General features: G+C 74.3%; 20 protein-coding genes. 13 read left to right on the top strand and 7 right to left on the bottom strand.

Annotation, left to right across the window (positions count from 1 at the left end; genetic code table 11):
- Positions 1–412: 412 nt before the first annotated feature.
- From groES to ABZV78_RS25840, 3 genes are all read left to right on the top strand, one after another.
- Entirely contained in the window at positions 413–727 is a 315-nt protein-coding gene (groES, locus tag ABZV78_RS25850) for a co-chaperone GroES (protein ID WP_018222648.1), read from the top strand.
- Positions 728–797: 70 nt separating this feature from the next.
- The gene (gene groL, locus ABZV78_RS25845) at positions 798–2,435 is read left to right on the top strand and encodes a chaperonin GroEL (RefSeq protein ID WP_355642547.1); all 1,638 of its coding nucleotides are present in this window, start codon (positions 798–800) and stop codon (positions 2,433–2,435) included.
- Between the two features lie 124 nt (positions 2,436–2,559).
- Positions 2,560–4,224, top strand: coding sequence for a molybdopterin-dependent oxidoreductase (locus ABZV78_RS25840; protein ID WP_355642545.1), 1,665 nt, complete (start codon positions 2,560–2,562; stop codon positions 4,222–4,224).
- A 613-nt stretch (positions 4,225–4,837) separates the two neighbouring features.
- Here ABZV78_RS25840 and ABZV78_RS25835 read toward each other — a convergent pair.
- On the bottom strand, positions 4,838–5,221 hold the full coding sequence (locus ABZV78_RS25835; RefSeq protein WP_355642543.1) for a WhiB family transcriptional regulator: 384 nt from the start codon (positions 5,219–5,221) through the stop codon (positions 4,838–4,840).
- A gap of 256 nt (positions 5,222–5,477) precedes the next feature.
- Here ABZV78_RS25835 and ABZV78_RS25830 point away from each other — a divergent pair, with 256 nt between their 5' ends.
- Positions 5,478–6,302 carry a response regulator transcription factor gene (locus ABZV78_RS25830; RefSeq protein WP_355642541.1) on the top strand — a complete coding sequence of 275 codons (825 nt, stop codon included), beginning with the start codon at positions 5,478–5,480 and terminating at the stop codon, positions 6,300–6,302.
- Positions 6,303–6,311: 9 nt separating this feature from the next.
- On the opposite strand, the gene ABZV78_RS25825 is transcribed toward ABZV78_RS25830, so the two are convergent.
- Entirely contained in the window at positions 6,312–6,716 is a 405-nt protein-coding gene (locus ABZV78_RS25825) for a DUF5319 domain-containing protein (protein ID WP_148429940.1), read from the bottom strand.
- Positions 6,717–6,913: 197 nt separating this feature from the next.
- On the opposite strand from ABZV78_RS25825, the gene guaB reads away from it, so the two are divergent.
- The 4 genes from guaB (at position 6,914) to ABZV78_RS25805 (ending at position 12,640) form a co-directional block, all read left to right on the top strand.
- Entirely contained in the window at positions 6,914–8,476 is a 1,563-nt protein-coding gene (gene guaB / locus ABZV78_RS25820) for an IMP dehydrogenase (RefSeq protein ID WP_355642539.1), read from the top strand.
- A gap of 30 nt (positions 8,477–8,506) precedes the next feature.
- Positions 8,507–9,625, top strand: a complete 1,119-nt coding sequence (locus tag ABZV78_RS25815) for a GuaB3 family IMP dehydrogenase-related protein (RefSeq protein WP_355642537.1) — start codon at positions 8,507–8,509, stop codon at positions 9,623–9,625.
- A 72-nt stretch (positions 9,626–9,697) separates the two neighbouring features.
- Positions 9,698–11,092, top strand: a complete 1,395-nt coding sequence (locus ABZV78_RS25810; RefSeq protein WP_355642535.1) for a M1 family metallopeptidase — start codon at positions 9,698–9,700, stop codon at positions 11,090–11,092.
- Between the two features lie 90 nt (positions 11,093–11,182).
- Positions 11,183–12,640, top strand: coding sequence for a M1 family metallopeptidase (locus ABZV78_RS25805; protein WP_355642533.1), 1,458 nt, complete (start codon positions 11,183–11,185; stop codon positions 12,638–12,640).
- 1 nt (position 12,641) lies between these two features.
- Here ABZV78_RS25805 and ABZV78_RS25800 read toward each other — a convergent pair whose 3' ends face one another.
- Complete coding sequence (locus tag ABZV78_RS25800; protein WP_355642553.1) at positions 12,642–13,754, bottom strand: LCP family protein; 1,113 nt, start codon at positions 13,752–13,754, stop codon at positions 12,642–12,644.
- A gap of 149 nt (positions 13,755–13,903) precedes the next feature.
- Between ABZV78_RS25800 and ABZV78_RS25795 the strand changes: the two genes are divergently transcribed.
- The gene (locus ABZV78_RS25795; RefSeq protein WP_355642531.1) at positions 13,904–15,601 is read left to right on the top strand and encodes a GMC family oxidoreductase; all 1,698 of its coding nucleotides are present in this window, start codon (positions 13,904–13,906) and stop codon (positions 15,599–15,601) included.
- Between the two features lie 68 nt (positions 15,602–15,669).
- Positions 15,670–17,223 carry a glutamine-hydrolyzing GMP synthase gene (gene guaA / locus ABZV78_RS25790; protein ID WP_355642529.1) on the top strand — a complete coding sequence of 518 codons (1,554 nt, stop codon included), beginning with the start codon at positions 15,670–15,672 and terminating at the stop codon, positions 17,221–17,223.
- 7 nt (positions 17,224–17,230) lie between these two features.
- On the opposite strand, the gene ABZV78_RS25785 is transcribed toward guaA, so the two are convergent.
- A complete protein-coding gene (locus tag ABZV78_RS25785; RefSeq protein WP_355642527.1) occupies positions 17,231–17,575 on the bottom strand; it encodes a PspC domain-containing protein in 345 nt (114 codons plus the stop codon).
- Positions 17,576–17,719: 144 nt separating this feature from the next.
- On the opposite strand from ABZV78_RS25785, the gene ABZV78_RS25780 reads away from it, so the two are divergent.
- The 3 genes from ABZV78_RS25780 (at position 17,720) to ABZV78_RS25770 (ending at position 20,985) form a co-directional block, all read left to right on the top strand.
- Complete coding sequence (locus ABZV78_RS25780; RefSeq protein ID WP_355642525.1) at positions 17,720–18,667, top strand: NUDIX domain-containing protein; 948 nt, start codon at positions 17,720–17,722, stop codon at positions 18,665–18,667.
- Between the two features lie 149 nt (positions 18,668–18,816).
- Positions 18,817–19,728: an NUDIX domain-containing protein gene (locus ABZV78_RS25775; RefSeq protein WP_355642551.1), complete on the top strand. Its 912-nt coding sequence runs from the start codon at positions 18,817–18,819 to the stop codon at positions 19,726–19,728.
- Between the two features lie 345 nt (positions 19,729–20,073).
- Positions 20,074–20,985 (top strand): CDP-alcohol phosphatidyltransferase family protein, encoded by a 912-nt coding sequence (locus ABZV78_RS25770; protein WP_355642549.1) that lies wholly within the window; start codon positions 20,074–20,076, stop codon positions 20,983–20,985.
- Between the two features lie 57 nt (positions 20,986–21,042).
- Here ABZV78_RS25770 and ABZV78_RS25765 read toward each other — a convergent pair whose 3' ends face one another.
- The 3 genes from ABZV78_RS25765 to ABZV78_RS25755 form a co-directional block, all read right to left on the bottom strand.
- Complete coding sequence (locus ABZV78_RS25765) at positions 21,043–22,290, bottom strand: phosphatidylserine decarboxylase (RefSeq protein ID WP_355642523.1); 1,248 nt, start codon at positions 22,288–22,290, stop codon at positions 21,043–21,045.
- Between the two features lie 172 nt (positions 22,291–22,462).
- Entirely contained in the window at positions 22,463–23,101 is a 639-nt protein-coding gene (locus tag ABZV78_RS25760; RefSeq protein ID WP_355642554.1) for a hypothetical protein, read from the bottom strand.
- Positions 23,098–23,906, bottom strand: an 809-nt coding sequence (locus ABZV78_RS25755; protein WP_355642521.1) for a LiaF domain-containing protein, incomplete at its 5' end; no start/stop codon positions are given. The genes ABZV78_RS25755 and ABZV78_RS25760, both read right to left, overlap by 4 nt.

The following is a 23,906-nucleotide window of genomic DNA, read 5'->3' as shown; positions in this document are numbered from 1 at the left end:
TTTTTTCCCCTCCCCTCGTTTTGACTTTCTTGTGGTGGCCACCCCCTCCCGTCGCCGCCGGCCACCCGCGCCGCCGCGTCGAGCGCGGCCGACCCCTCGGGGGTACGCAGGGCGGCGAACTGTTCCAGGTCCACCCGGGCATTGTCCCGGCCACCTCGCCCCGGCCGGCCCGGACCCCGGCGACGACGACACGGAAGCGGCGGGTTGGCACTCTCCTTGACGGAGTGCTAGCCGAGGAATAACCTGCGATTAGCACTCTCACCCTGAGGGTGCCAACGCCCGGGCCCTGGTGTCCGGGGGTTGAGCGCCAGGCGGACCGGCACCCGCGACGACGGCCCCGCCCGGTGGCATGTGGCAGATTGACGCCGGTCGGCGTGCCGACCGGCAACGACACCAAGTACCCCAGGAGGGTATGCCCGTGACTACCGCGACCAAGGTTGCGATCAAGCCGCTCGAGGACCGCATCGTGGTCCAGGCGAACGAGGCCGAGACCACCACCGCCTCGGGCATCGTGATCCCCGACACCGCCAAGGAGAAGCCGCAGGAGGGCACCGTCCTCGCTGTCGGCCCGGGCCGGATCGACGACAAGGGCAACCGCGTGCCGATCGACGTCAAGGTCGGCGACACCGTCCTCTACTCGAAGTACGGCGGCACCGAGGTCAAGTACGCCGGCGAGGAGTACCTGGTGCTCTCCGCCCGCGACGTCCTCGCGGTCATCGAGAAGTAAGCAACCGATCAGTGTCGTTGCCCCGGTCCGGCTCGCCGGGCCGGGGCAACGTCGCTTGGAAGGGATACAGATGGCGAAGATCCTGAGCTTCTCGGACGACGCCCGGCACCTGCTGGAGCACGGTGTCAACGCCCTCGCGGACGCGGTCAAGGTCACTCTCGGCCCGCGCGGGCGCAACGTCGTCCTGGACAAGAAGTTTGGTGCGCCCACGATCACCAACGACGGCGTGACGATCGCCAAGGAGATCGAGCTCACCAACCCCTACGAGAACCTCGGCGCGCAGCTGGTCAAGGAGGTGGCGACCAAGACCAACGACGTCGCCGGCGACGGGACCACCACCGCGACCGTGCTGGCCCAGGCCATGGTCCGCGAGGGCCTGCGCAACGTGGCCGCCGGGGCCAACCCGACCGGCCTCAAGCGGGGCATCGACGCGGCGGCCGCCAAGGTCTCCGAGGCGCTGCTCGGCCGGGCCGTCGAGGTGGCCGACAAGGAGTCGATCGCGCACGTCGCGACGATCTCCGCGCAGGACGCCACCATCGGCGAGCTGATCGCCGAGGCGATGGAGCGGGTCGGCCGCGACGGTGTCATCACCGTCGAGGAGGGCTCCGCCCTCACCACCGAGCTGGAGGTGACCGAGGGTCTCCAGTTCGACAAGGGCTTCATCTCGCCGAACTTCGTCACCGACGTGGAGGGGCAGGAGGCGGTCCTCGAGGACCCGTACATCCTGATCACCACGCAGAAGATCTCGGCGATCGAGGAGCTGCTGCCGCTGCTGGAGAAGGTCCTCCAGAACAACAAGCCGCTGCTCATCATCGCCGAGGACGTCGAGGGCCAGGCCCTGTCCACGCTGGTGGTCAACGCGATCCGCAAGACCATCAAGGTCTGCGCCGTGAAGGCCCCCGGCTTCGGCGACCGCCGCAAGGCGATGCTCCAGGACATGGCGATCCTGACCGGCGCCGAGCTGGTCGCCCCGGAGCTGGGCTACAAGCTCGACCAGGTCGGCCTGGAGGTGCTCGGCACCGCCCGCCGCGTCGTGGTCGACAAGGAGAACACCACGGTCGTCGACGGTGGTGGCCAGGCCGCCGAGGTCGCCGACCGGGTCGCCCAGATCCGCAAGGAGATCGAGGCCTCGGACTCCGAGTGGGACCGGGAGAAGCTGGCCGAGCGGCTGGCGAAGCTCTCCGGCGGCATCGCGGTGATCAAGGCCGGCGCGGCCACCGAGGTCGAGATGAAGGAGCGCAAGCACCGCATCGAGGACGCGATCTCCGCGACCAAGGCCGCGGTCGAGGAGGGCACGGTCCCCGGCGGCGGCGCCGCCCTGGCCCAGATCCTGCCGGTGCTCGACGACGACCTGGGCTTCACCGGTGACGAGAAGGTCGGCGTCTCGATCGTGCGCAAGTCGCTGGTCGAGCCGCTGCGCTGGATCGCCCAGAACGCCGGCCACGACGGCTACGTGGTGGTGCAGAAGGTCGCCGGCCAGGAGTGGGGCAACGGCCTCAACGCCGCCAACGGCGAGTACGTCGACCTGGTCAGGTCCGGCATCCTCGACCCGGTGAAGGTGACCCGCAACGCGGTCGCCAACGCCGCGTCGATCGCCGGCCTGCTGCTCACCACCGAGAGCCTCGTGGTGGAGAAGCCGGAGAAGGCCGAGCCGGCCGCCGCCGGCCACGGCCACGGGCACGGCCACCAGCACGGCCCGGGCTTCTGACCCCGCGCCGTACGGCCTGACGTCAGGGCACACCGCCACCCGGCGGTGTGCCCTGACCCGTATCTGCTTACGGAACCCTGACGAGGTTGGCGGTTGCCCGCACCGAGCGACGACACTGGTCGCCGTGAGCAGCATGTCGCGCGGCCGGGCCGCGCTGGCCGGGGTCACCGCCGCGGCCGTCGCGATCGGCGTCGCCGAACCGGTGGCCGTCCTCACCGGCCCCCGCTCCGCGCCGCTGATCGCGGTCGGTGGGCTGGTGGTCGACGCGGTGCCGGAGCCGATCAAGCAGTTCGCCATCGCGGTCTTCGGCACCTACGACAAGATCGCCCTGCTGGTCGGCACGGCGGTGCTGCTGGCCGCGATCGCCGCGCTGCTCGGCGTGCTGGCGGCCCGGCGGCTCCGGCTCGGCCTGGCCGGCATCGCCGCGTTCGCCGCCCTCGGGGTGGCCGCCGCGCTGACCCGGGCCGGCGCGGACGCCTTCGACGCGCTGCCCTCCCTGGTCGGCGGCGGCCTCGGGGCGCTCACGCTCTGGGCGTTCGTGGCGGGCCCGTTGCGCGAGGACGTCGGGCCGCCGACGGTGTCCCGGCTCGCGCCGCCCGCGCCGGCCGCGCCGCCCGCGCCGCCCGCGCCGCCCGCGCCCACGCCTACGCCGCCTCCGGTGGTCGCGGCGCTCGCGCCCGAGGAGCCTCCGGCCGGCTGGGAGCCGCTGGAGCCCGGTGACCACGAGTCGCGCCGTCGATTTCTGCGGGGCGTCGGCCTGCTGGCCGGCACGGCGGCGGTGGCCGGGCTCGGCGGGCACTGGTTGGCCGGGCGGCGGGGCGTCTCGGCGGCCCGGGAGGCGGTGCGGCTGCCCACGCCGGTGGCGCCCGCCCCGCCGGTGCCGGCCGGCGCGGACCTGGCGGTGAGCCGGCTCGCGCCCTTCGTCACCCCGAACCGGGAGTTCTACCGGATCGACACCGCCCTGGTGGTGCCGCAGGTGGACCCGGCGACCTGGCGGCTGCGCGTCCACGGCCGGGTCCGCAACCCGATCGAGCTGAGCTTCGACGACCTGCTCGCCCGGCCGATGGTCGAGCGGTACGTCACCCTGGCCTGCGTCTCCAACGAGGTGGGCGGGGACCTGATCGGCAACGCCCGCTGGCTCGGCGTGCCGATCCGGGAGTTGCTGGCCGAGGCGCAGCCGGAGGAGGGCGCGGACCAGGTGGTCGGCCGCTCGGTCGACGGCTGGACCTGCGGCACCCCCACGGCGGTGCTGCGGGACGGGCGGGACGCGTTGCTCGCGGTCGGCATGAACGGCGAGCCGCTGCCGGTCGAGCACGGCTTCCCGGTGCGGATGGTGGTGCCCGGCCTCTACGGCTACGTCTCGGCGTGCAAGTGGGTGACCGAGCTGGAGCTGACCAGCTTCGCCGACTACGACGCGTACTGGGTGCCGCGCGGGTGGTCGGCGCAGGGGCCGATCAAGACCCAGTCGCGGATCGACACGCCGCGCCCGCGCAACCGGCTCACCGCGGGCCCGGTCACGGTGGCCGGGGTGGCCTGGGCCCAGCACCGGGGCGTCCGCAGGGTCGAGGTACGCGTCGACGACGGCCCCTGGCAGGAGGCGACCCTGGCGACGACGGTTTCGGTGGACACCTGGGTGCAGTGGTCGTGGCGATGGAGCGCCACGCCCGGCGACCACACCCTCCAGGTCCGGGCCACCGACGCCGCCGGCGAGACCCAGCCGGAGCAGCGGCGCCCGGTCGCCCCGGACGGCGCCACCGGCTGGCACACCGTCCGGGTCACCGTCGGCTGACCCTCCCTGCCGCGGTCCGCCGACCGGGCCGGGCGGTGTGCAGCGGGGGCGGGTGACAGGGCAGCCGACGGTGAGGCGCGGGCGACTGCCGGGCGATCGTCGTCTGGCCGGCATGGTCCTCGTCGGAGACTAGGAACTTGATGTCGTGAATGACTCAGGCGTCAGGCGCGTCAGCGGTCAGGCGTAAGCGGTCAGGCGTCAGCGTCGGGCGTGGTGCGTGGGGCGTCAGGCGTCAGCGTCGGGCGCCGGCCGTCGGGCGTCAGGCGTCAGCGTCGGGCGTCAGCGGTCAGGTGTCAGCGTCGGGCGTCAGCGCTCGGGCGTCAGGCGTCAGCGTCGGGCGTCGGGCGTCGGGCGTCAGCGTCGGGCGTCAGCGGTCAGGTGTCAGCGTCGGGCGTCAGCGGTCAGGGGTCAGGCGGCGGCGAGTCACCTACGTCATCAAGTTCGTAGTCGCCGCCAGGTCCCTCCCGGGCCGGCGACGGGACCGCGGACGACGCCGGCCGGACGGCTCCGCGCGGAACGTGGCCGCCGGACTCGACGATCTTCAGTCCGGCGGGCAGCGCGACGCCGCGCCCCCAGGAGGAGCGCGGCGTCGTTGGTGGTCGGTGCGGAACGATCAGGCGATCTTGCGCTGGTCCGGGACGGCGGACTTGTGCGGCCGGCCCAGGCGGGCCTCCAGCCGGGCGATGTCGACCCGGGTCTGCCGGCGGTCGGCCAGGTCCTCCCAGCCGAGGGCGAGCAGCCGCAGCCGCTCCGACTCGCTGAAGCCGCCCCACACGCCGTAGGGCTCGCGGACCGAGAGGGCGTGCGCGGCGCACTCGGCGCGCACCGGGCAGGTGCGGCAGACGGCCTTCGCGCCGGACTCGCGGCGCAGCCGCGACGAGCCGCGCTCGCCGTCGGGGTGGAAGAACTGTGCGCTGTCCCGTCCCCGGCAGGCACCGAGCCGCTGCCAGTCCCAGAGGTCGACAATGGGTCCGGGCAGCCTGCGTACGTTCGACATCAGCACCCCTCCTCCCGCGCGGCACCGCGGAGAATCTTCGTGGCCAGCTCCTACCGGGGCGGTGGTCCGCGCGGGACACCGTTTCCGGAGTGACCCCTCGGTACCCGGGCTTTCCCGCGCTCACACATCTGTGATCGAAAACCTCGGACAGTCGGTGGCATATGCCCCATCTGCCGGAAAAGTTCGGATGATTGCCCGGAACCTCCTCCCGAGCCCAGCCCGCCGTGGTCTGCTCTGAGGCGGAGAGGAGACCACTGTGCGTAGCGTTCTCGTGTGCGTTCGGACACCACTCGCGGCCCAGCATCTGACCTCCGCGGCGGCGCGGCTCGGGCTGTCCGGCGTGCTCCGGACGGCCGTCTCCGATCCCGAGGTGATGCTGCGGCTCGCCGAGCGCCCGGTCGACGTGGTGCTCGCCGACACCGCCCTCACGCGGCCGGACAGCGCCGGCTTCGTCCGCCGGGTGCTCGCCCGCGCCCCGCAGGCCGCGGTGCTGCTGCTCGGCGCCGAGGAGTCGGAGGCGGCCGCGGCCACCATCAGCGCCGGGGCGCGGGGCCTGATCCAGAACGCCGACCACGACCTGACCAGCGCGGTCGCCAAGGCGCTGCTGCTGCTCTCCGCCCCCGGCCGCACCAACCGGCACCGGGTCACCGACCCGGCCCGGGACGCCGCGGCGGTCGGCGGGCCGACCCGGTCGACCGCGCCGGGGCGTACCCCGGCCGGGCCGGCGTGGCCGGCGGGCCCGGCGGGCCAGGCGGAGGGTCCCGGCGGGGGGCCCACGGTGGTGCCGGTGCAGCGCGGCGAGGACCCCGCCGACCCGGCGGCCGGCGAGGCCGAGGCGGCGTCGGCGGGCGGCCCGCAGCGCCCGGCGCGCACCCCGCGCAGCGCGATCGGCCTCACGGAGCGTGAGCTTCAGGTGCTGCTCGGCATGGCCGAGGGGAAGAGCAACGCGGAGATCGGGCGGGAGCTGTTCGTCTCGGAGGACACCGTCAAGACGCACGCCCGCCGGCTGTTCCGCAAGCTCGGCGCGCGCGACCGGGCGCACGCCGTGGCCGCCGGCTTCCGCGCCGGCCTGGTCGCCTGAGCCGGCCGGTCAGTCCTCGGCGGAGTCGTCGGTGCCCTCGGTCAGGGTGTCGTGCACGCCGTCCGCGTAGCCGCGGGCGTAGTCCCAGCTGACGTAGTGGTCCGGGTCGGGGTCGTAGGCCGGCTCGTGCACCCGGGGCCGCCCCGAGTTGAGCAGGTGGCGCAGGTTGCCGCGGAGCAGGTCCCAGTCGAAGTAGTGCGGCTCGCGGCAGTCCTCGCACTCGATGACCAGGCCGCGGACCCCGATCGGCTGGAGCAGGGCCTGGTAGATCTCCAGGTCGGCGAGATCCTCCAGGACGTCCTGCCGCTCGACCTCCGTCAGCGGGTCGAGCGGGTCGGCCTCGCGCGGATCGTGCAGGCCGGCAGCCGGATCGGCCGGGTCGCCGTTGAACGGGTCGATGGGCTCGTCGTGCACCCCCTCACCGTAGTCCCCGACCCGCCGGAAAGTCCGCCCCCGGGACTCCCTGTGGCGCCGCCTACCCTGGCCCGCCGCTGCCGGGAGCGGAGCAGCTCAATGGGTACGATGAAGCGACGCGCCGTCACCCCGGCGTGCGCCGGTGCCCGCGCGCGCCGCCTCGCTGCAGCCCGTCCGACCAGCTCAGGGGAGCAATCGTGGAGAATTCGCCCAGCACCGAGATCCCGGCCGGCCGCGACGGCGGTGAGCTGGGCGGTCACCTGCCCGAGCTGCCCGCCGGCTCGGCCCGGGTGGTGCCGCTCGGGCTGACCTTCGACGACGTGCTCCTCCAGCCGGGCGAGTCGGACGTGGTGCCCAGCCGGGTCAACACCCGCACCATGCTCACCCGCCGTATCGAGCTGAACGTCCCGCTGCTGTCCAGCGCCATGGACACCGTCACCGAGGCGCGGATGGCGATCGCCATGGCCCGCCAGGGCGGCATCGGCGTGCTGCACCGCAACCTCTCCGTGGAGGACCAGGCGCTCCAGGTCGACCTGGTCAAGCGCTCCGAGTCCGGCATGATCACCAACCCGGTGACCGCCAGCCCCGACGACACCCTCCGCGAGGTCGACGCCCTCTGTGGCCGCTACCGCATCTCCGGCGTGCCGGTGGTCGACGGGCAGGGCGAGCTGGTCGGCATCGTGACCAACCGCGACATGCGCTTCGTCTCGGACCCGGCCACGCCGGTCCGCGACATCATGACCCGCACCCCGCTGATCACCGCCTCGGTCGGGGTGAGCAAGGACGAGGCCCTCGACCTGCTGCGCCGCCACAAGGTCGAGAAGCTGCCGATCGTCGACGAGACCGGCAAGCTGCGCGGGCTGATCACGGTCAAGGACTTCACCAAGAGCGAGCAGTACCCCAACGCCACCAAGGACGAGGCCGGCCGGCTCCGGGTCGCCGCCGCGGTGGGCGTGGGCGAGGACGCGTACAAGCGGGCCCGCACCCTGGTCGACGCCGGGGTGGACGTGCTCATCGTGGACACCGCGCACGGCCACCAGCGGGCCGTGCTGGAGATGGTCGCCCGGCTCAAGAAGGACGTCGCCATCGACATCGTGGGCGGCAACATCGCCACCTACGCCGGCGCCAAGGCGCTCGTCGACGCGGGCGCCGACGGCATCAAGGTGGGCGTCGGCCCGGGCGCCATCTGCACCACCCGGATCGTGGCCGGGGTGGGCGTACCGCAGATCACCGCGATCATGGAGGCGTCCCGGGCGGCCCGCCCGGCCGGCGTCCCGGTGATCGGCGACGGTGGCATCCAATACTCGGGCGACATCGCCAAGGCCCTGGTGGCCGGCGCGGACACCGTGATGCTCGGCAGCCTGCTGGCCGGCTGCGAGGAGAGCCCGGGCGAGCTGATCTTCATCAACGGCAAGCAGTACAAGGCGTACCGGGGGATGGGCTCGCTCGGCGCGATGCAGTCGCGCGGCCAGGGCAAGTCCTACTCCAAGGACCGCTACTTCCAGCAGGACGTGCTCGCCGAGGACAAGCTGGTCCCCGAGGGCGTCGAGGGCCAGGTGCCCTACCGGGGCCCGCTCGCCCAGGTCGCCCACCAGCTCACCGGCGGGCTCCGCGCCGCCATGGGGTACGTCGGCGCCGAGAGCATCCCCGAGCTGCACCGGCGCGGCCAGCTCATCCGGATCACCGCGGCCGGCCTCAAGGAGAGCCACCCGCACGACATCCAGATGACCGTCGAGGCGCCCAACTACCACTCCCGCTGACCCACCACCCCCAACCACCTGGAGTCCCCCATGCGTGACGTGGTCGAGATCGGGCTGGGCAAGACCGCGCAGCGCGGCTACCACCTGGATGACATCGCCATCGTGCCGAGCCGCCGCACCCGGGACGTCGACGACGTCTCCACCGCGTGGCAGCTCGACGCCTACCAGTTCGGCATCCCCTGCGTCGGGCATCCCTCCGACGCGACCATGAGCCCGTCCTCGGCGGTGCGGCTCGGCCAGCTCGGCGGCCTCGGCGTGCTCAACGTCGAGGGGCTCTGGACCCGCTACGAGAACCCGGCCAAGGTGCTGGAGGAGCTGGCCGGCCTGGGCGAGGACGCCCGGGCCACCAAGCGGCTCCAGGAGGTCTACGCGGAGCCGATCCGCCCCGACCTGATCGCCGAGCGGGTCCGCGAGCTGCGGGCCGGCGGCGGCACGGTGGCCGTCCGGGTCTCCCCGCAGCACACCCTGGCGCTCGCCCCGGTGATCCTCGACGCCGGCGTGGACATCCTGGTCATCCAGGGCACCATCGTCTCAGCCGAGCACGTCTCCACCACCGACGAGCCGCTGAACCTCAAGGAGTTCATCGCCGACCTCGACCTGCCGGTCATCGTCGGCGGCTGCACCGACTACAAGACCGCGCTGCACCTGATGCGCACCGGCGCGGCCGGCGTGATCGTCGGCATCGGCGGCGACGACTGGTCCACCACCGAGTCGGTGCTCGGCATCCGGGTGCCGATGGCCACCGCCATCGCCGACGCCGCCGCGGCCCGCCGCGACTACCTGGACGAGACCGGCGGCCGGTACGTGCACCTGATCGCCGACGGCGACATGCAGACCTCCGGCGACATCGCCAAGGCGCTCGGCTGCGGGGCGGACGCCGTGATGCTCGGCGAGCCGCTGTCGCTCTGCGAGGAGGCCCCGGCCGGCGGCGCCTGGTGGCACTCGGCCGCCAGCCACCCGTCGCTGCCCCGCGGCGCGTTCGAGGTGGCCGGCGAGCCGCTCGGCTCGATGGAGAAGCTGCTCTTCGGCCCGGCCGACGAGCCGGACGGCCAGCTCAACCTCTTCGGCGGGCTGCGCCGCGCGATGGCCAAGTGCGGCTACCGCGACCTCAAGGAGTTCCAGAAGGTCGGCCTGGTCCTCGACCGCTGACGGGATGAGCGACCGACGGCGCGGGTGCGGATTCCGGTCCCACCCGCGCCGTCGCGCGTCTAGGCTCGGCGGATGACGCGCGGCCGACGGTGGTGCGCGGCGGTGCTCGCCGTCGCGCTGCTGACCGGGGGCTGTACCGGGGACGACGACGGGCGGTTCCGGCCGGGCGCCGCCGACGTGGGGGATCCGTACGTGCCGGGAGCCGGCAACGGCGGCTACGACGTCGGGCACTACGCGCTGAAGGTCCGCTACGACCCGGCCGACGACCGGCTCACCGGCGAGGCCGTCCTGACCGCCACCGCCACCAGGGCGCTGTCCCGGTTCCAGCTCGACCTGGCCGGCCTGACCGTCGACCGGGTACGCGTCGACGGCGCCCCGGCGAAGCACCGGCGCGACGGCGCGGAGCTGGTCGTCACCCCGGCGCGCGGCCTGCCGGCCGGGCAGCGGTTCAGCGTCGACGTGACCTACGGCGGAGTGCCCGAGCCGCTGCCCAGCACGGAGCTGGGCGACGGCGGCTTCCGGGCCACCGGGGACGGGGCGATCGCGCTGGGCCAGCCGGAGTCGGCGAGCACCTGGTACCCGGTCAACGACCACCCCTCCGACAAGGCCACCTACGACATCGAGGTGACCGTCCCGGACGGGCTCGCCGCGCTGAGCAACGGGGTGCCGAGGGGGACGGAGAGCACGGGCGGCTGGACCACCTGGCGCTGGTCCGAGGGCGCCCCGATGGCCAGCTACCTGTCCACCCTGGTGATCGGCGACTACCGGGTCCGGACCGGCACCCATGCCGGGAAGCCGATCGTCACGGCCGTCGCCGCCGGACTGCCCGCGGACGGGCCGGCCGTCGCCTCGGTGGCCCGCACCGGTGAGATCGCCGATTTCCTGGCCGGCCGCTTCGGGCCGTACCCGTTCGACGCGTACGGCGGGATCGTGGTGGCCGACGACCGGATCCGGTACGCACTGGAGACCCAGTCCCGGCCGGTCTACGGGCCCGGCTTCTTCCGGGGCGCCGGGCCGAACACCGAGGTGGTCGCGCACGAGCTGGCCCACCAGTGGTTCGGCGACAGCGTCTCGGTGGCCCGGTGGAGCGACCTCTGGCTCAACGAGGGCTTCGCCACGTACGCGGAATGGCTCTGGGCGGAGCACGACGGCCGGCGCACCGTCGAGCGGGCGTTCACCGACCGGTACGCGGTCACCGACTGGAGCAAGCCCTCGGTGGACCCGGGCCGCGCCGCGATGTTCGGCGACGCCGTCTACCAGCGCGGCGCGCTGGCCGTGCACGCGCTGCGCCGCGCGGTCGGCGATGAGACCTTCTTCCGCATCCTGCGCCGCTGGCTGGCCGAGCGGCGGGACGGCACCGCCACCACCGGGGACTTCGTCGGGTACGCCGAGAGGACGGCCGGGAAGCCGCTGCGCCCGCTCTTCGACGCCTGGCTGGTCGGGGCGACCGCGCCGGCCCTGCCGTGACGCGGACGTGATCGGCGCCGGTTAGGCTGCCGCGGGCGGAGCGGCCCCGGGCAGGGCCGCCACGGTTCTGGTCCGGGAGGGATCGAGGCGATGGCGCGGCGCGGCGGACGACGACGGATCGGCGTGCTGGCCTGCGGAGCGCTGCTGCTCGCCGGCTGCGGTGCCGCCGAGCCGGACCGGGCGACGCCGGCGCTCACCGCGCCCAGCCCGACGGCCGGGCGCAGCTTCGCGCCCGGGGCGCCCGGCGCCGGCGACCCCTACTTCCCGAGCTACGGCAACGGCGGTTACGACGTCGCCCACTACACGGTCAAGGTGCGCTACGACCCGGCGACCGACCGGCTCACCGGCACCACCACGCTGCGGGCCACGGCGACGGCCAACCTGTCGGCGTTCAACCTGGACCTCGCGGGGCTGACGGTGCGGTCGGTCACCGTGGACGGGGCGAAGGCCGCCCATACCCGCGCCGGCGACGAGCTGGTCGTCACCCCGGCCACCGGCCTCACCTCCGGCAACGGCTTCGTCGCCGAGATCCGGTACGACGGCCGGCCGGCCGCGCTGGACAACGACGTGCTGGGCGAGGCCGGCTGGCTGCACACCACCGACGGGGCGATCGCACTCGGCCAGCCGGAGTCGGCGAGCACCTGGTACCCGGTCAACGACCACCCCTCCGACAAGGCCACCTACGACCTCGAGATCACCGTGCCGAAGGGGCTCACGGCGGTCAGCAACGGGGCCCCGAAGGGGCGGAGCACCACGGGCGACTGGACCACCTGGCGCTGGTCCGAGGACGCCCCGATGGCCAGCTACCTGACCACGGTGGCGATCGGGAAGTTCCGGGTCACCACCGGCGAGCACAAGGGACGGCCGGTGTACAGCGCGGTCACCACCCAGGTCGCCGAGGGCGCGCCGGACCGGTCGATCGCGCGGACCATCGAGGTGGCCGACTACCTGGAGAGCATCTTCGGGCCGTACCCGTTCGACGCGTACGGCGGGGTGGTGGTCGCCGACGACCGGATCCGCTACGCGCTGGAGACGCAGAGCCGGCCGGTCTACTCGGCCGGGTTCTTCCGGCAGGGCGACAACACCGGCGTGATCGCGCACGAGCTGGCCCACCAGTGGTACGGCGACAGCGTCTCGCTCCAGCGCTGGCAGGACATCTGGCTCAACGAGGGGCTGGCCACCTACGCCGAGTGGCTCTGGGCCGAGCACGACGGGGAGTCCACCGTCCAGCACACGTTCGAGCAGAAGTACGCCACCACGTCGAGCCAGGTCTGGCGTATCCCGCCGGGCAAGCCGGGGGTGGAGAACCTGTTCGGCCGGTCGGTCTACGAGCGGGGCGGGATGACCGTGCACGCGCTGCGGGTGGCGGTCGGCGACAGCGCCTTCTTCAGCATCCTGCGCACCTGGGCGGCGGAGAACAAGAACGGCAACGCCACCACCGACGAGTTCGTGGCGCTCGCCGAGCGGGTCTCCGGCAAGAAGCTCGACAAGCTCTTCGACGCCTGGCTCTACGGCACCGACCGCCCGGCGGAGCCGAAGCCGCTCTGACTCAGTTCCGCACCCGCAGCGACGGGTGCGCGGCCAGGTACGCGTCGGCGCTGCCGCCGCGCAGCGCGGCGAGGAACTGGCGGCCCACCGGGCGCAACTGCTCGCCCCGGTAGGAACTGCCGCTGCCCACCCCGTCGCCGGGGAGGCCGACCAGGACGAACTTCTCCGCCGGCAGGCCACCCAGGGCGTACGCGAAGTCGATCAGCCGGCGGCCGCCGCCGACGTACACCAGGGTTCTGCCGAGGGCGGCGACCACCTGCTCGACCCGGTCCGGGTCCCGGGCCAGCCCCTGGTCGAGGATCTTCCGGGCCAGTGCCCGGATCAGCTGCTGCTGGTGCCGCTGCCGGGTGTAGTCGCCGCCGGCCGTGTAGCGCTGGCGGGCGTAGTCGAGCGCCTGCCAGCCGGTCAGGTGCCGGTTGCCCGGCTGGTAGACCATCTGCGGCCCGGTGTAGGTGCTGCCGGACCGGTCCCGGTACCGCCCGTCCGGCCGGCGGTGGATCGAGGCGACCCGCTGGTCGACGTAGAGGTCCACGCCGCCGAGGGTGTCCACGAGCTTGTCGAAGCCGCCGAAGGTGATCACCGCGCCGGCGTCGATGCGCAGCCCGGTGTACCGGCTGACCGTGCTGCGCAGCAGCTCGTACCCCTGGGCGGTGCTCGGGTGCTTCTTGTCGCCGGGGACCCGGCTGCCGTAGCTCATCGCGTGGGTGAGCTTGGTCCGGCCGCCCGGGTAGCCGGCCTTCGGGTAGGCGGGGATGTCGACCACCAGGTCGCGGGGGAGCGAGAAGAGGTACGCGCGACCCAGCCCGGCCGGGACGTGCAGCACCAGCACGGAGTCGGCGTGCGGCTCCCAGCCCGGCACGCTGACCCGGGTGTCCACCCCGACCAGCAGCAGGTTGAGCGGCCCCTTCAGGTCGGCGCCGGGCGGCGGGGTGGGGCTGGCCGTCACCGGGGCCGGGGTCGGGGTGGTCGGCGCGGCGGACGGGCTCGGCGTGGCCGAGCCGGCGACCGGGCCGGGCGACGGGCGGGAGACCAGCCGCGTGGTCACCACCGCGCCGGCGGCGACCAGCACCACGGCCACCAGCGCGGCCAGCCCCAGCAGCCACCGTCGTCGCATCATCGTGGTCTCCTTCCCCCGTGTTCCACTCGACGCGCGACGGCGGGCCGTCGGTTGCCCGGGCGGGATTCCCGGTTGATCGAGCGCTCTGCATGATCTGCGAAAAACTCTTGCTGGCGCTATAGCTACCCGTCGGTAATGATGCGTCCATGCGGTACGACGTGGTCGTCATCGGGTCCGGCTTCGGCGGCAGCGTCACGGCGTTGCGGCTGGCCGAGAAGGGTTACACCGTCGGGGTCCTGGAGGCCGGCCGGCGCTTCGCCGACGACGAGTTCCCCAAGACCTCCTGGCGGGCCCGGCGCTTCCTGTGGGCCCCGAGGCTCGGCTGCTACGGCCTCCAGCGGATCACCCTGCTCCGCTCGGCCGACCGGAAGACCGGCGGCGGGGTGCTGGTGCTCGCCGGCGCCGGGGTGGGCGGCGGCTCGCTGGTCTACGCGAACACGCTCTACGAACCGCTGGACGCGTTCTACGCCGACCCGCAGTGGCGGGACATCACCGACTGGCGCGACGAGCTGGCCCGCCACTACGACCAGGCGAAGCGGATGCTCGGCGTCACCACGTACCCGATCGTCACCGGGGCGGACCGGGCCATGCGGGCGGTCGCCGAGCGGATGGGGGTGGGGCACACCTTCCACTCGACGCCTGTCGGCGTGCACATCGGCCGCCCGGGCGAGCGGGTGCCCGACCCGTACTTCGGCGGGGTCGGGCCGGACCGGACGGGGTGCAGCCACTGCGGCTCGTGCATGACCGGCTGCCGGCACGGCGCGAAGAACACCCTGGTCAAGAACTACCTCTGGCTGGCCGAGCGGCTCGGCGCGCAGGTCCACCCGCTGACCACGGTGACCGCGGTGCGTCCCGCCGCCGACGGCGGCTACGAGGTGCACACCGAGCGCACCGGCGCCTGGGTGCGCAGGCGCCGCCAGGTGATCCACGCCGACCAGGTGGTCTTCGCGGCCGGCGCGCTGGGCACCCAGCGGCTGCTGCACGAGATGAAGGCGACCGGCGCGCTGCCCCACCTGTCGCCCCGGCTCGGCGAGCTGACCCGCACCAACTCCGAGGCCATCCTCGGCGCCTCGGTCGGGTCCGGCCAGGCCCGGCGGCGCGAACTCGACTTCACCGAGGGGGTGGCGATCACCAGCTCGTTCCACCCCGACCCGCAGACCCACATCGAGCCGGTCCGCTACGGCAAGGGCTCCAACGCCATGGGGCTGCTCCAGTCGCTGCTGGTCGACGGCGGCCCGCACCGGATCCGGCGCTGGCTGGGCAGCATCGTCCGGCAGCCCGCGCTGGCTGCCCGGATGCTCTCGGTGCGCGGCTGGTCCGAGCGCACCGTGATCGCCCTGGTCATGCAGTCGGTCGACAACTCACTGACCACCCGCTACCGGCGCGGCCGGTTCGGCCGCCGGCTGGTCTCCGGGCCCGGGCACGGCGCACCCAACCCGACCTGGATCCCGGCCGGCAACGACGCGGTCCGGCTGCTCGCCGAGGAGATCGACGGCACGCCCGGCGGGGCGGTCACCGAGCCGTTCAACATCCCCATGACCGCGCACATCCTGGGCGGCGCGGTGATCGGCGACGGCCCGGAGCGCGGGGTGATCGACCCGTACCACCGGGTGCACGGCCACCCGGGGCTGCACGTGGTGGACGGCGCGGCGGTCTCGGCCAACCTCGGCGTGAACCCGTCGCTGACGATCACCGCGCAGGCCGAGCGGGCCATGGCGTTCTGGCCCAACCGGGGGGAGGAGGACCCCCGGCCGCCGCTCGGCGCGCCCTACCGCCGGCTCGCCCCGGTGGCGCCGAAGCAGCCCGCCGTCCCCGCCCACGCCCCCGCCGCCCTGCGGCCCTGAGCGGCGCGGCGAACGACACACCGGGGCGTGGCCCGCGCCGGGGGTGACTGTCGGTAGGGTTGCTGCACATGAGCACGCCTCGCCCCGTCCTCGTGGTGGACTTCGGAGCCCAGTACGCCCAGCTCATCGCGCGCCGCGTCCGCGAGGCGAAGGTCTACTCGGAGATCGTCCCGCATTCCATGCCGGTGTCCGAGATGCTGGCGAAGAACCCGGCCGCGATCATCCTGTCCGGCGGCCCGTCCAGCGTCTACGCGCCGGACGCCCCGCAGATCGACGCCGGGATGTTCGACGCCGGGGTCCCGGTCTTCGGCATCTGCTACGGCTTCCAGGCCATGGCGCAGGCGCTCGGCGGCACCGTCGCGAAGACCGGCAACCGCGAGTACGGCGGCACCCCGCTGCACGCCCGCCCGGAGGCCGGCGTGCTGCTCCGCGACCTCCCCGACGACCTGCCGGTCTGGATGAGCCACGGCGACTGCGTGACCGAGGCGCCGGCCGGCTTCGCGGTCACCGCCGAGTCGGCGGGCGCGCCGGTCGCCGCCTTCGAGGACCTGACCGGCCGGCGGGCCGGGGTGCAGTTCCACCCCGAGGTCGGGCACACCGCGCACGGGCAGGAGATGCTCACCCGCTTCCTCCACGACATCGCCGGCATCGAGCCGACCTGGACGCCCGAGAACATCATCGACGAGCAGGTCGCCCGGATCCGGGAGCAGATCGGCGACAAGGAGGTCATCTGCGGCCTCAGCGGCGGCGTCGACTCGGCGGTCGCCGCGGCGCTGGTGCACAAGGCCGTCGGCGACCAGCTCACCTGCGTCTTCGTCGACCACGGCCTGCTCCGTGCCGGCGAGGCCGAGCAGGTGGAGAAGGACTACGTCGCCGCGACCGGCATCAAGCTCAAGGTGGTCGACGCCCGCGAGCGGTTCCTCGGCGCGCTGGCCGGGGTGACCGACCCCGAGGAGAAGCGCAAGATCATCGGCCGCGAGTTCATCCGGGTCTTCGAGGCCGCCGCCCGGGAGATCGCCTCGCACGGCGACGTCGAGTTCCTGGTGCAGGGCACCCTCTACCCGGACGTGGTGGAGTCCGGCGGCGGCACCGGCACCGCCAACATCAAGAGCCACCACAACGTCGGCGGGCTGCCCGAGGACCTGAAGTTCGCCCTGGTCGAGCCGCTGCGCACGCTGTTCAAGGACGAGGTCCGCACGCTCGGCCTGGAACTGGGGCTGCCCGAGGCGATGGTCTGGCGGCACCCGTTCCCCGGGCCGGGCCTGGCCATCCGGATCATCGGCGCGGTCGACGAGGAGCGCCTCGCCGTGCTCCGCAAGGCCGACCTGATCGCCCGGCAGGAGCTCACCGCCGCCGGCCTCGACCGGGGGGTCTGGCAGTTCCCGGTGGTGCTCCTGGCCGACGTGCGCAGCGTCGGCGTGCAGGGCGACGGGCGCAGCTACGGGCATCCCGTGGTGCTGCGCCCGGTCTCCAGCGAGGACGCGATGACCGCCGACTGGTCCCGGCTGCCCTACGAGGTGGTGGCCCGGATCTCCACCCGGATCACCAACGAGGTCGCCGAGGTCAACCGGGTGGTCCTGGACGTGACCAGCAAGCCGCCGGGCACCATCGAGTGGGAGTGACGCCGGGTCAGGCCGCCGGCGGCGTCGGCGGCTGAGGCGCCGGCCGGGGCGCCGGCTCCGGCGTGGCCGGCGCCGTCGGCGGGACCGGCGGCCAGCCGGGCGCGGTGCCCGGGGGATGCGGCCAGGCGGGCGCGCCCGCCGGCTCCTCGGGCATCAGGAACCACATGATCGGGTACGCCAGCGCGGCGAGCCCGCCGGTCAGCAGGGTGGCTACCGCGAAGCCCACCCGCACGAGGGTGGGGTCGACGGCGAAGTAGCGGCCGAGGCCGCTGGCCACGCCGGCCACCATGCGGTCGGTGACCGGCCTGCGGAGCTGCTTGTACGGGGCCTGGGAGGGGTTCGTCGAGGTCATGTCTCCACGGTCCCGCGCGGGCCGGCGGGCGACCTCGGTGACCGCCCGGACTCCTACCCTGACGCACCCCTGAGGCGCCAGCCAAGAGTCAGGAATCTGACTCTTTTCGATGCCGGTAACGGCATCCGGGGAGAATTTCCTCCCGTGACCACCTTGCTGGAGCCGCTCCGCAGGATCGCGGCATACGCAGTTTGTGCTGATTCAGACGGCCGAGTGTTGCTGGTCCGCGCATCGGAGCGCTCCGGCACCCCCGGCACGTGGTCGCTGCCCGGCGGGGCGGTGGACCACGGTGAGGACCCCAAGCACACCGTCGTCCGCGAGACCGCCGCGGAGACCGGGCTCTCGGTGGCGGTGGCCGCCCTCCGGGACGTCCTCGCCGACATGCGGGCGCTGCCCGAGCGGGGCATCACGATCCACACCGACCGGCTGCTCTACACGGTCTCCGTGCGGGGCGGGACGCTCGCCGACCGGGTCGACCGCCCCACCGACCTGGCCCGCTGGTTCACCCTCGACGAGGCCCGGGAGCTGCCGCTGCGCTCGTTCGCCGCGCGCGCCCTGGGTCTGCCCACGGCCACCGGCGACATCGTGCCGGAGGAGGCTCCCGAGTTCCCCTCGTTCTACGCCGTCCCCGGCCCGGACGGGCTGCACCGGGCGCAGCGCTTCGCCGCGTACGCCGTGGTGACCGACCCGGAGGAGCGGGTGCTGCTCACGCGGGTCTCCGACGGCTACCCGGGCGCCGGCTGCTGGCACCTGCCCGGCGGCGGCACCGACTACGGCGAGCAGCCGGGCGCGGCGCTGATCCGGGAGCTGGTCGAGGAGACCGGGCAGACCGGCCGCCTGGTCGAGCTGCTCGGGGTGGCCAGCCACCGGGACGCCGCCTCGCTCGGCCCGGAGGGCTACCCGATCGACTGGCACGGCGTACGCGCCTTCTACCGGGTGGTCGTCGACCAGCCCGCCCCGCCCACGGTGGCCGACGTCGGCGGCTCCACCTGCGAGGCCCGCTGGTTCCGCCGCGAGGAGCTGGGCGCTCTCCCGACCGACCGCCTCACCGAGGTGACGGCCGAAGCGGTCCACGCCGCCCACCTGCTCTGACCCACCCCACCCACCCACCCCACCCGCGCCTCCGCCCGCCTCCCGCGCCCGCCTCCCGCCGTTGATCATGAGGTTGACGGTGTGAAATGTCCGTCCCGGTGCCGCTAACCTCATGATCGACGGAGTCGACGGGGTGGGAGTGGGTGCGGGTGGAGGAGCGGCGGCGGGTCGGGGCGTACGGGGAGCTGCGGGACGGGGGCGGGCGGGTGCTCCTGGCGCGCGGGTCGGACACGTGTCCCTATCCGGGGGTGTGGCGGCTGCCGGGGGGTGGGATCGAGCACGCCGAGCATCCGGCCCGGGCCGTCGAGCGCGAGTTCGCCGAGGAGACCGGGCTGGTCGTCGCGGCGGGCGCGATCCGGGCCGCGGTCGCCGACGTGGCCGTCTTCCCGCCCGACCGGGTCGCCGTGCACACCGACCGGTTGGTCTTCGAGGTCGAGGCGCGTGGCGGTGAACTCCGGCCCGCGCCGGCCAGCGGCAGCGACGAGCTGGGCTGGTTCACCCCGGACGAGGCGGCGGCCGTGCCGCTGATGCCGTTCACCGCCGAGCTGCTCGGCCTGCCGGTGTCGCCCCTGCCGGCGGACCTGCCCCGGGCGCTGCCGCCCGGGCCGGCCGCCCCGCCCACCGACCGGCGGCAGCGCTTCGCCGCGTACGGGCTGGTCACCGACCCGGCCGGGCGCGTGCTGCTCACCATGATCGCCGACGGCTACCCGGGCGCCGGGAAGTGGCACCTGCCGGGCGGCGGCACCGACCACGGCGAGCAGCCCGCCGCCGGGCTGCTCCGCGAACTGGTCGAGGAGGCCGGCCAGCTCGGCCGGGTGGTCGACCTGCTGGCCGTGGACAACCTGCACAACCCGGCCGCGCTCGGCCCGGAAGGTCGGCCGCTGGACTGGCACGGCGTGCGGGTGATCTACGACGTCCGGGTGGACGTCCCGACCGACGCGGTGGTGACCGAACTCGCGGGCGGCTCGACCGCGCGGGCGGCCTGGTTCGAGCCGGAGCAGGTCAGCGGCCTGCGGATGACCGACGTGGCGGCCCGGGCAACCGGACATCGGGGGAGCTGACGCCCGCTCACCGAGCCGGCGTGGGCCGCCTCCGGTACAGTCGGTAGTTGGGATTGGCCGACGAAAACGGGCGATGAGGCCCGAGATGGGAATAAGTGAGCGGTTCGCGCGGTTAAGAGAGTTATAAGTACCGCCGGCAGCTATCGCCAACCCCCTATCCCCTGTGCAATGGTGTACTCCGCAAATGGGCTGCCGGGCCCGAAAGGTCCGGCACGAGACAGCCGGACACCCGCCCGCGTGGCGGTCACTCGATCCGGTGATGGAGGAAACGTGCCGAGAGCCCCATGGCGCCGGCGTCGTACGACTGACAGTCCGCGCCCCGCAGGGCGTCGCTGGGCGGGCCGGCTGCGCCGCAGCAGCACGTTCGCCCGCCAGGTGCTGCTGGTCCGGGTGGGCCGCCGGGACGGCGCCGCCGTCACCGGGACCGACCTGGTCACCCCCGACCACCGCTGGTCCGACCGTCAGCGTCTCCGCTACGGCCGGTACGACGCCCAGGTCGAGGCCGTGATGCCGGTCAGCCCGGCGCTCGCCCCGGCCACGCCGGTCGACGAGACGCCGGCGATGTCGATCCCGCTGCTGCCGGGCGAGCGCACCGCCGCCCGCCGGGCGAAGTTCGCCCTGGTCAACGCCTGCACCCTGAGCAGCCTCATGCTCGGCATGCTGGCGATCTTCCTGGCCATGCAGGGCGAGGTCCGGGTCGCGGCGCTCTGCCTGATCGCCTGCGTCGCGTTCGACGGCCTCGACGGGGCGCTGGCCCGCAAGCTCAACGTGGCCAGCCCGTTCGGCGCGCAGATGGACTCGCTGGCCGACATGTGCTCGTTCGGCCTCGCCGCCCCGGTCGTGGTCTACGCCTCGCTGGCCGGTTCGGTGCCGCCGGCGGCCGCCGCGGTCGCCTGCGCCCTGGTCGCGGCCTGCGCCGCGATCCGGCTCGCCCGGTTCAACGTCTCGCCCAAGGACGGCCGGTTCTTCTGCGGCGTGCCGACCACCATGGCGGCCGCCGTGCTGGCCCTGACCGTGGCGATCGGGGTGCCGGTCTCCGGCCTGGTCATGGTCGGCGGCGTGGCGCTGCTCGCCTTCGCCATGGTGTCCAGCTTCCCCTACGCGAAGCTCGCCCGGCTGGTGAAGCTGCCGCCGTGGCTCTGGCTGGCCCCGGTGGTCGGCGCGCTGGTCGACATCCGGCTCACCTTCGCCCTCGTGGTGGTGGGCTACCTGGTCAGCGGCCCGGTGCTCTGGCTGCGCCAGCGCCGCACCGCCTGACCCGTACCACCGAAAAGGGGCGCCGCTCTCGCGGCGCCCCTTCTTCGCATCCCGGGATCAGCTCCAGCGGGCGATGACCGTCGACCCGCCGACCACCTTGTCGCCCGGGCCGACCAGCGGCTCGGCGGCGTCGGCCGGCAGGTAGACGTCGGTGCGCGAGCCGAACCGGATCAGGCCGAAGCGCTCGCCCCGGGCCAGCAGCGCGCCGACCGGCGCCCGCTGCACGATCCGGCGGGCGATCAGCCCGGTCCGCTGCGCCACCACCACCGTGCCGTGCTCGGTGTCCAGCACCGTGTAGGCCGCCACGTTGTGCTCTGCGTCCGGCTTCATGGCGTTGACGAAGCCGCCGTCGGCGACGAAGTAGTCGACCACCTTGCCGGCCACCGGCGAGCGGTTGACGTGCACGTCGAGCACGGAGAGGAAGACGGCGATCCGCAGCCACTCGCCCTCGCCGAAGCGCTCGTCGTGGAGCCGCTGCACCGAGAGCACCTGGCCGTCCGCCGAGGCGACCACGGCCGACGGGTCCTCCGGCACGTCCCGCTCCGGGTCGCGGAAGAACGCGGCCACCGGGGCGGCGGCCAGCGCCGGCAGCAGCCAGAGCTTGGACTTCGGCCGGGCGGCCCGGGCCAGCGCGGCCAGGCCGAGGGTGATGCCGGCCGCGGCCACGCCGTTGGAGTCGATGTGCATGCCCCGGCTCAGCGGCACGCTCGACGGCCGGTACGCCGGGGAGAGCGAGGCGGCCAGCGCGGCCGGCGCAGGGGTGAAGCGCAGGTGGTGCACGCGTACCGGCGGGGAGTTGCGCAGCACCAGGTCGGTGCGGACACCGTGCAGCACCCCCTGCCGGTCCAGCTCGGCGTCGGCGCCCTCGGTGCGGAACAGCGGCGCGGCCACGCTCAGCACGGCCCCCTCGGCGAGGTACTTCGCCAGCCCGTCGACGGCCGTCCGAACCTCCTCGGCGGTGCCGGTGAAGGGCTCGGCCGCCACCACCACCGCGGCGGCGTCCGCCTCGGCGAGGGTGTCGACCACGCGTACCCGGTCGGCGACCCAGCGGCCCTGGGCCGTCACGTGCTCGCGGAGCGCGGTGGCGGAGGCGCCCTCCGCCGGCACGACGGTGAGCCGGTCGCCGGGGAGCAGCGCCTCGATCGCCGCGGCCAGCACCGCGGACTGCGGGGTCGCGCCGACCAGCAGGCCGGCCTTCGCGTCGTTGCGCCGGGCGAACTCGCTGAGGAGGGTACGGGCGGCGCGCTCGCCGACGCGGACCGCACCGGCGGCACCGGTGGCGCGCACGGCGGGGGACTGGGTCATCTCGGACGGGCTCCTGACGAGGTAGAGACGGAAGGCGGCGGGACCAACCCGGGCGACCCGGCCGACCGGGAGCCCCGGCCGCGACCGGGGCGCCACGGGTGGGCCGGCCGGCGGAGGCGAGATCTCCACCAGCCAGCATAGGCCGCGGTGTCGGCGCTCCGCACCGCCGCGGTCAGCCCGGCCCGTCCCCGCCGGTCCGCGGACCGCCCCCCGGCCGGTCGGCCGCCTCGTCGACCGCCGGCAGCTCGCGGGTGGCCGGCCCGGCCGTGGCGTCCCGCTCCTCGGCGACGGCCGGCAGCTCGCGGGTGGCCGGAATGGCGGTGCCGTCCTCGCCGGCGGCGGGGAGCTCGCGGGTCAGGGGCTCCGCGGGCGCCGGCTCGACGGGGGGCAGTTCGCGGGTCGCCGGCTCGGCCGGGACCTCCGGCGCGCCCGGCGACCAGCGGGGCTCCACGTCCGACCAGCCGGACTCCGCGTCGAACCGGCGGTCCTCCCGCGCGTCGAGCGGCGCGTCGGTCACCGCGTCCGTGGCCCACTCGTCCGCCTCCTCGCCGGCCGGCGCGACGCCGGCCGGCGTGCCGGCCTCGTAGGGGGCGGACACAGTGGTCTCCGCCGGTTCCGGCTCGGTGTGCCGGCCCGAGCGCATCGCGCCGACCAGCCCGAGGAGTCCGATCAGGATCAGCGCGCCGGCCAGGAACCAGCCCACCGGAGGCAGCGCCAGCCCGAGGATCCGGGCCAGCAGCCACCAGGCGGACAGCCCGAGGAAGGCCAGCCCGAAGGCGAACGACACGACGTCGGTGCGGTGAGCCTTCACCGGGTCACCTCCAGGTTTCCGGCGTTCACGTGGACCAGCAGGCGCAGCGTGCCGCCGCCGCGACCGTCCGGCCCGAGGTCGGTGTTCTCCCACTGGCGGCCGTTCAGCCCGCCCGTCCGCCGGCCGAAGACGGTGGCGTCACCGGCGTTCACGTCGGCCACCGTGGTGACGTCGACGTTCGGCGGCACGACCACCGTCGCCTTGCCGAAGTTGACCGCGACGGTCACCTGGGTGTCCTTCTTGTCGAAGTCGATGTTGCGCAGGTCGAGCACGGCGTCGCCGAAGTTGTTCTCGTAGCGGTCGGCCAGGTCCCGGTAGTCGGCCGGGGCCCAGGTGACGTTGCCGTCGATCCCGCGGACCCGGTCGTAGGAGTCGGCGACGGTGGCGATGCCGAGCGCCGCCGCGGTCACCAGACCGAGTGCGATCAGCCAGCGGGCCCGGCCGAACCAGGTGCCCACCAGCAGCCCGAGCCCGATGGTGGCCAGCACCGCGGCGAAGTAGCCGGCCGCGCCGACCGGGAAGACGTCGAGCAGGTCGAGCATCGCCACCACGCCCAGCGCCAGGAAGATCAGCGAGAAGGTGACCGCGCCGAGCGCGGAGCGTTCCTTCGGCCGCTTCGGCGGCCGGGCCGGGCGGGCCGGCGCCGGCGGGGCGGGCGGGGCCGACCCGGCGTACGGGCCGTGCGGGGCGAACGGCGGCCGGTAGCCCCCCGGCGGCAGCGGCGCGCCCCCCCGGGCGGGCGGCGGCCCCGCGGGCGCCCCCAGCGGGAGGGCCCGGGTCGGGGCGGCGGGACCGGCCCGCGAAA

The organism is Micromonospora sp. NPDC004540 (assembly GCF_040610095.1).
In the GTDB taxonomy this organism is placed as follows: Bacteria; Actinomycetota; Actinomycetes; order Mycobacteriales; family Micromonosporaceae; genus Micromonospora.
The sequence above is the reverse complement of the archived record's forward strand: the minus strand, read 5'-3'. Positions and strand labels throughout refer to the sequence as shown.